Source organism: Pigmentiphaga sp. GD03639 (assembly GCF_029845405.1).
In the GTDB taxonomy this organism is placed as follows: Bacteria; Pseudomonadota; Gammaproteobacteria; order Burkholderiales; family Burkholderiaceae_B; genus Pigmentiphaga; species Pigmentiphaga daeguensis.
This window is the reverse complement of sequence record NZ_JAOCLR010000012.1, coordinates 134,558-141,486: the sequence shown is the minus strand read 5'-3', so window position 1 is coordinate 141,486 and position 6,929 is coordinate 134,558. Positions and strand designations below refer to the sequence as shown.

6 protein-coding genes are annotated in these 6,929 nt (G+C 67.2%); all 6 read left to right on the top strand.

The window, feature by feature from the left end; genetic code table 11:
• Positions 1-232 precede the first annotated feature (232 nt).
• The 6 genes from boxC to N5K27_RS15090 all read left to right on the top strand — a co-directional run bounded on the left by boxC (position 233) and on the right by N5K27_RS15090 (position 6,921).
• Positions 233-1,912, top strand: a complete 1,680-nt coding sequence (gene boxC, locus N5K27_RS15115) for a 2,3-epoxybenzoyl-CoA dihydrolase (protein WP_279817362.1) — start codon at positions 233-235, stop codon at positions 1,910-1,912.
• Between the two features lie 33 nt (positions 1,913-1,945).
• Positions 1,946-3,373 (top strand): benzoyl-CoA 2,3-epoxidase subunit BoxB, encoded by a 1,428-nt coding sequence (gene boxB, locus N5K27_RS15110; protein ID WP_087841390.1) that lies wholly within the window; start codon positions 1,946-1,948, stop codon positions 3,371-3,373.
• Positions 3,374-3,386: 13 nt separating this feature from the next.
• Complete coding sequence (gene boxA / locus N5K27_RS15105) at positions 3,387-4,658, top strand: benzoyl-CoA 2,3-epoxidase subunit BoxA (protein WP_132980061.1); 1,272 nt, start codon at positions 3,387-3,389, stop codon at positions 4,656-4,658.
• Positions 4,659-4,770: 112 nt separating this feature from the next.
• Positions 4,771-5,556, top strand: a complete 786-nt coding sequence (locus tag N5K27_RS15100; protein WP_279817360.1) for an enoyl-CoA hydratase-related protein — start codon at positions 4,771-4,773, stop codon at positions 5,554-5,556.
• 91 nt (positions 5,557-5,647) lie between these two features.
• Positions 5,648-6,472, top strand: coding sequence for an enoyl-CoA hydratase/isomerase family protein (locus N5K27_RS15095; protein ID WP_087841387.1), 825 nt, complete (start codon positions 5,648-5,650; stop codon positions 6,470-6,472).
• A complete protein-coding gene (locus N5K27_RS15090; RefSeq protein WP_132980063.1) occupies positions 6,469-6,921 on the top strand; it encodes a MaoC family dehydratase in 453 nt (150 codons plus the stop codon). Before N5K27_RS15095 ends, N5K27_RS15090 begins: the two co-directional genes overlap by 4 nt.
• Positions 6,922-6,929 lie beyond the last annotated feature (8 nt).

Below are 6,929 nucleotides of genomic sequence, written 5' to 3'. Positions count from 1 at the left end.
CGCCTTGGGTCGGCCCGGCGCCGGGCCCCGTAGGGGCGAAACCGGTGGCCCGGCGGAGCCGGATCCGCGGTTTCCTGGGTCTGGGGCGGTTGTCTGGGTTTGGGAGGTTCGGTTTTCTGAATCGTCAGGGTTGATCCTAGTTGGCGGAGGCTTGACGCGCTTAGGTTCATGAACTATCTTTCATTCAACAGCTGGTTGATGCACTAAGATGCATAAACGTCGAGGAGATATCATGAGCAACGTCGTTCAGGCCGATCAGGCTGCCGGGAAGGTGGACTACCGCACGGATCCGTCCCGGTACCGGCATTGGAAGCTGAGTTTCGAGGGGCCGGTGGCGACGCTGGGCCTGGATATCGCCGAGGATGGCGGGTTGCGGCCGGGGTATCGGCTCAAGCTCAATTCCTACGACCTGGGCGTGGACATCGAGCTGCACGACGCCCTGAACCGTATCCGTTTCGAGCATCCCGAAGTGCGCACGGTGGTGGTTACCAGCATGAAGGACCGGATTTTCTGTTCGGGCGCCAACATCTTCATGCTGGGCCTGTCGAGCCACGCCTGGAAGGTGAATTTCTGCAAGTTCACCAACGAGACCCGCAACGGCATCGAGGACTCCAGCCGCCATTCCGGGTTGAAGTTCCTGGCCGCCATCAACGGCGCCTGCGCCGGCGGCGGTTATGAACTGGCGCTGGCTTGCGACGACCTGGTGCTGATCGACGACAAGTCCTCGTCGGTGTCGCTGCCCGAGGTGCCGCTGCTGGGCGTGCTGCCCGGTACGGGCGGCCTGACCCGCGTCACCGACAAGCGCCACGTGCGCCATGACCTGGCGGACATTTTCTGCACGACCAGCGAAGGCGTGCGGGGCCAGCGCGCGGTGGAATGGCGGCTGGTCGATTGCGCGCCCAAGCCTTCGCAGTTCGCCCAGGTGGTACAGGAGCGCGCGCAACGGCTGGCCGAGTCCAGCGATCGCCCTGCGGGCGCCCGCGGCGTGCCCCTGGCCCGCATCGAGCGCACCGAGGAGGCCGATGCGCTGGGCTATCGCTACGTGGACGTGCGCATCGACCGCGCCAACCGCAGCGCCGTGTTCACCGTGAAGGCGCCGGATGCCGCGCAGCCCGAGGACGTGGACGGCATCGTGGCGGCCGGCGCGGATTGGTGGCCGATGGCGATGGCGCGCGAACTGGATGACGCCATCCTGCACATGCGCACCAACGAACTGGACATCGGCACCTGGCTGCTCAAGACCCAGGGCGATGCCGACCGGGTGCTGGCCTGCGACGCCACGCTCCAGCGGCATGCCGGGAACTGGTTCGTGCGCGAGGTCACGGGCCTGCTGCGGCGTACGCTGGCTCGGCTGGACGTTTCGTCCCGCTCGCTGTTCGCGCTGATCGAACCCGGTTCATGCTTTGCCGGCACGCTGGCCGAACTGGCCTTCGCCGCCGACCGCGCCTACATGCTGGCGCTGCCCGACGAACCCGGCCGCGCGCCGCGGCTGACGCTGTCGGAACTGAATTTCGGCACCTACCCGATGGTCAACGGCCAGTCGCGCCTGGCCCGCCGGTTCTACGAAGAGGCCGAGCCGCTCGCCGCCGCGCGCGCCCGGGCCGGCCAGGCGCTGGACGCGGACGCGGCCTACGCGCTGGGCCTGGTGACGGCGGCGCCGGACGACATCGACTGGGCCGACGAGATCCGCATCGCCATCGAGGAGCGCGCCGCCATGTCGCCGGATGCCCTGACCGGGCTGGAGGCCAACCTGCGCTTCGCCAGCCAGGAAACCATGGAAACCCGGATTTTCGGCCGTTTGAGCGCGTGGCAGAACTGGATCTTCAACCGTCCGAACGCGGTGGGGGAAAAGGGCGCCCTGAAGGTGTACGGCAAGGGCGAGAAAGCGGCCTTCGATCTGAATCGAGTGTAACCATCCCGCAGTCCGGACCAACGGAGTCGAGACATGTCCAGCATCAACTACAGCGAGAAGATTCCCAACAACGTCAATCTGTCGGAGGACCGCACGCTGCAACGCGCGCTGGAACAATGGCAGCCGAACTTCCTGAGCTGGTGGGGCGACGTCGGTCCGGAAGGAAGCACGAACTACGACGTCTACCTGCGCACCGCCATCAGCGTCGATCCGCAGGGCTGGGCCCAGTTCGGCCACGTGAAGATGCCCGACTACCGCTGGGGCATCTTCCTGAACCCGGCCGAGAAGGACCGCAAGATCCATTTCGGCGATCACATGGGCGAGGCCGCGTGGCAGGACGTTCCGGGCGAGCACCGCGCCAACCTGCGCCGCATCATCGTCACGCAGGGGGATACCGAGCCGGCGTCGGTGGAGCAGCAGCGCCACCTGGGGCTGACCGCCCCGTCCATGTACGACCTGCGCAACCTGTTCCAGGTCAACGTCGAGGAAGGCCGCCACCTGTGGGCCATGGTCTACCTGCTGCACCGCTATTTCGGCCGCGACGGCCGCGAGGAAGCCGAGGCGCTGCTGGATCGCCGCTCGGGCGACCAGGACAACCCCCGCATACTGGGGGCCTTCAACGAGCGCACCCCGGACTGGCTGTCCTTCTTCATGTTCACGTATTTCACCGACCGCGACGGCAAGTTCCAGTTGAGCGCGCTGGCCGAATCGGGTTTCGATCCGCTGGCCCGCACGACCAAGTTCATGCTGACCGAGGAAGCGCACCACATGTTCGTGGGCGAGTCGGGCGTCTCGCGCGTGATCCAGCGCACCTGCGAGGTGATGAACCAGCTCAAGACCGACGACCCCGCCCGCATCCGCGCGGCCGGCGTGATCGATTTCGGCACCATCCAGCGCTACCTGAATTTCCACTACAGTGTCACGATCGACCTGTTCGGCGCCGACGAGTCTTCCAACGCCGCGGCCTTCTACAGCTCCGGCCTGAAGGGGCGCTACGAGGAGGGCAAGCGTACCGACGACCACAAGCTGCGCAACGAGAGCTACAAGGTGCTGGAAGTGCGCGACGGCAAGCTGGTCGAGAAGGACGTCCCCATGCTGAACGGCCTGAACGAAGTCCTGCGCGACGACTACATCAAGGATTCGATGGCGGGCGTGGCGCGCTGGAACAAGGTGATCGAGAAGGCCGGCATCCCCGTGCGGCTGACCGTGCCGCACAAGGCGTTCAACCGCCAGATCGGTTCGTTGTCCGGCGTGCGCGTTTCGCCCGAGGGCCAGGTCGTGTCGCAGGCCGAGTGGGACGCCAAGAAGGACCAGTGGCTGGCCACGCCGGAAGACCGCGCCTTCGTCGCCTCGTTGATGGGGCGCGTGGTCGAGCCGGGCAAGTTCGCCAACTGGATCGCGCCTCCGGTCATGGGCATCAATCGCCAGCCGGTGGATTTCGAGTACATCCGGTTCAACTGAGCAAGCCCCCATCATGGATACGCCAGTCCAGACGGTCGTCATCAAGCAGCACCTGATCGACCCGGAAATCTGCATACGCTGCAACACGTGCGAAGCGACGTGTCCCGTCGGGGCCATCACGCACGACGACAACAACTACGTCGTGCGGGCCGACGTATGCAACAGTTGCATGGCCTGTGTGCCGCCGTGCCCCACGGGGGCGATCGACAACTGGCGTTCCGTTCCGAAATCCGCCGCCTACAGCATCGAGGACCAGTTCACGTGGGACGAGCTGCCCGGCGAACTTACCCCCGATCAACTGGCGGCGGCGGGCGCGGAAGCGATCGAGGAAGAGGCCGTCCAGGAAGCGGCGCCGCTTCCCGTTGCGCCTGGCGCCGACGAGGCGTTCAATTCGGGCGCCTATGGCGCCACCACGCCTCCGTGGTCGGCCGCCCATGCCTATACGAACCTTTATGGCCCGCGCAATCCGATCACGGCCACCGTGGTCGGCAACGTGCGCGTCAACGAGCCCGGCACGCAGAACGAGACCCATCACATCGTGCTGGATTTCGGCTCGCTGCCGTTTCCGGTGCTGGAAGGGCAGTCCATCGGCATCGTGCCGCCGGGGACCGACGGCCAGGGCAAGGCGCACCACGCGCGCCAGTACTCCATCGCCAGTCCCCGCAACGGCGAGCGGCCCGGCTACAACAACATTTCCCTGACGGTCAAGCGCGTGACGGCCGATCATCAAGGCAATCCGGTGCAGGGCCTCTGTTCGAATTACGTGTGCGACCTGAAGGTGGGGGACAAGGTCCAGGTCATCGGCCCCTTCGGCGCGTCGTTCCTGATGCCCAACCATCCGCGTTCGCACATCGTGATGATCTGTACCGGGACCGGCAGCGCGCCCATGCGGGCCATGACCGAGTGGCGCCGCCGCCTGCGCGGAAAGGGGCGGTTCGAGAGCGGCAAGCTGATGCTGTTCTTCGGCGCCCGCACCAAGGAAGAACTGCCTTATTTCGGTCCCCTGATGAGCCTGCCCAAGGATTTCATCGACATCAACCTGGCGTTCTCGCGCGCGCCGGGCGCGCCCAAGCGCTATGTCCAGGATCTGATGCGCGAGCGCGCCGCCGACCTGGCGGGGCTGCTGCAGGATGCCAATACGCATTTCTATGTCTGTGGACTCAAGAGCATGGAAGAGGGCGTCGTCCTCGCATTGCGCGACGTGGCCTTGCAGGCCGGGCTGAACTGGGAGGCCATCTCGGGTTCGCTCAAGCGCGAAGGCCGCCTGCATCTCGAAACCTACTAAAGGGAAGCCCACCCCCCGCGCGCTTCGCGCGCCCGGTATGGCGAGCTCCCAGCCGCGACGCGGTACCCTGGATCAAGAGACGATCAAGGGGTAAGACACCATGGAATCCGACATGGAAACATTGCAGATAGCCAGGAACGAATCGGGCGTGGTCGACGTGCGCATGGCGCGGCCCGAAGTCTTCAACGCCTTCGACGAACGGATGATCGAAGAACTGGCGCAGGCCTTCGCCGAACTGGGCAGCGATCCGTCCACGCGCGCGATCGTGCTTTCCGGGGAAGGCAAGGCGTTCAGCGCGGGCGCGGACCTGCAGTGGATGCAGCGCGCCAGCCAGGCCAGCGAGGAATGGAACCTGGAGGACGCGCGGCGCTTCGCCGCCATGCTCGATGCCATCGCGTCCTGTCCCAAGCCGACGATCGCCCGCGTCCATGGCGTGGCGCTGGGCGGCGGCGTGGGGCTGGCCTGCGCGTGCGACATGGCGGTGGCCAGCAGCGATGCCCGTTTTGCCGCCAGCGAGGCCCGCTTCGGCATCCTGCCCGCCGTCATCAGCCCCTATCTCGTCAATGCGGTGGGCAAGCGCCATGCCTTGCGCCTGGCGCTGACCGCCGCGCGCATCGACGCGCAGACGGCGCTGCACATGGGTATGGTGCAGCAGGTGGTCGACGCCGCCGGCCTGGATGCCGCGGTGCAGGCGATCGTGGCCGAACTGCTGGCCAATGGTCCGCATGCGCTGGCCGAGATCAAGGCCTTGTTCGGACGGCTGGAGGTCGGTCCCGTCACCCCCGAGGTGCGCGAGCTGACGGCTCGCACGATCAGCCGGGTGCGGGGCACGGACGAGGCGCGCGAGGGATTCGCCGCCTTCCTGGCCAAACGGCCCGCGGCCTGGATCCGGCAATAGTCAGGCAGGGCCGCCAGCTTCCGCGCACGGCGGTCCGCCGGACCGCCGTTCTTGCATGTCCACGATCCCACCGTCTCCAAGGAGAGCCGCGATGCCTCGTTCCCTAGCCGTAGAAACCCAGGATTTCCGCATCGACCTCGCCGACGACGGCGTGGCCGAACTCGTGCTGGGGCCGGCGGGCGGCATGCCGGCGCTGGGCGCCGACGGCCACGCCGAACTCGCCGCCGTCTGGCCGCGCCTGGCGCGCGAACCGGGCGTGCGCTGTGTCCTGGTACGCAGCGAGGGCAAGGGGTTCTGCGCCGGCGGACACATGGAACTGGTGCAGGGCATGCTGGAACACGAGAGCGACCGGCTGCGCGTCATGCGCGAGGCGCGCGACATCGTCCAGGGCATGATCGACTGCGACCTGCCCGTGGTGTCCGCCATCAACGGCGCGGCGGTGGGGGCCGGCGCGGTGCTGGCCCTGCTGGCCGACGTGTCCGTCGCAGCCAGAAGAGCCAAGCTGATCGACGGCCACACCAAGCTGGGCGTGGCGGCGGGCGATCACGCGGCCATCATCTGGCCGCTGCTTTGCGGCATGGCCAAGGCCAAGTACCATCTGCTGACCTGCGCGCCCCTGGACGGCGAAGCGGCCGAACGCATCGGGCTGGTCAGCCTGTGCGTGGACGATGCCGAGCTGCTGTCCACGGCGCGGGGCATCGCCGCGCAACTCGCCGCTGGCAGCCCTACCGCGCTGGCCTGGACCAAGCGCAGCCTGAATCACTGGCTGCGCGCCGCCTGGCCGGCCTTCGAGCATTCCCTGGCGATGGAGATCATGGGATTCGCGGGGGCCGACGCGCGCGAGGGGCTCGCGGCATTGAGCGAAAAGCGGCCGCCGCGTTTCGGCGCGTCCACGACCAGGAGAACGACCCAATGAAGTTTGCCGATTTCCAGCCCGGCATGATCATCGAAGCCGGCCCCCGGCGGATCGAGGAAACGGAGATGCTGGCGTTCGCGCGCAGCTACGATCCGCAGTGGTTCCATGTGGACGGCAAGGCGGCGGGCAAGGGCCGGTTCGGGGCGCTGATCGCCAGCGGATGGCAGACCTGCGGCATCGCGATGGAGCTGGCGGTCAGGGCCGTGCTGCACGACTCCGAGTCGTTCGCGTCGCCGGGCGTGGAGGAGGTCCGCTGGCCCCATCCGGTCATGTCGGGAGACGAATTGCGACTGCGCGCCGAGGTGCTGGAAGTGCGGACTTCGCGCAGCCGGCCCGAACTGGGCGTGCTGCGGTGGCGCTGGCATCTGTTGAACCAGGACGGCAAGGAGGTCCTGGAGTTGACGGCCACGAGCCTGTTCGACCTGAAGCCCGAGGCGCCGCGAGGCTGACGCCCGGC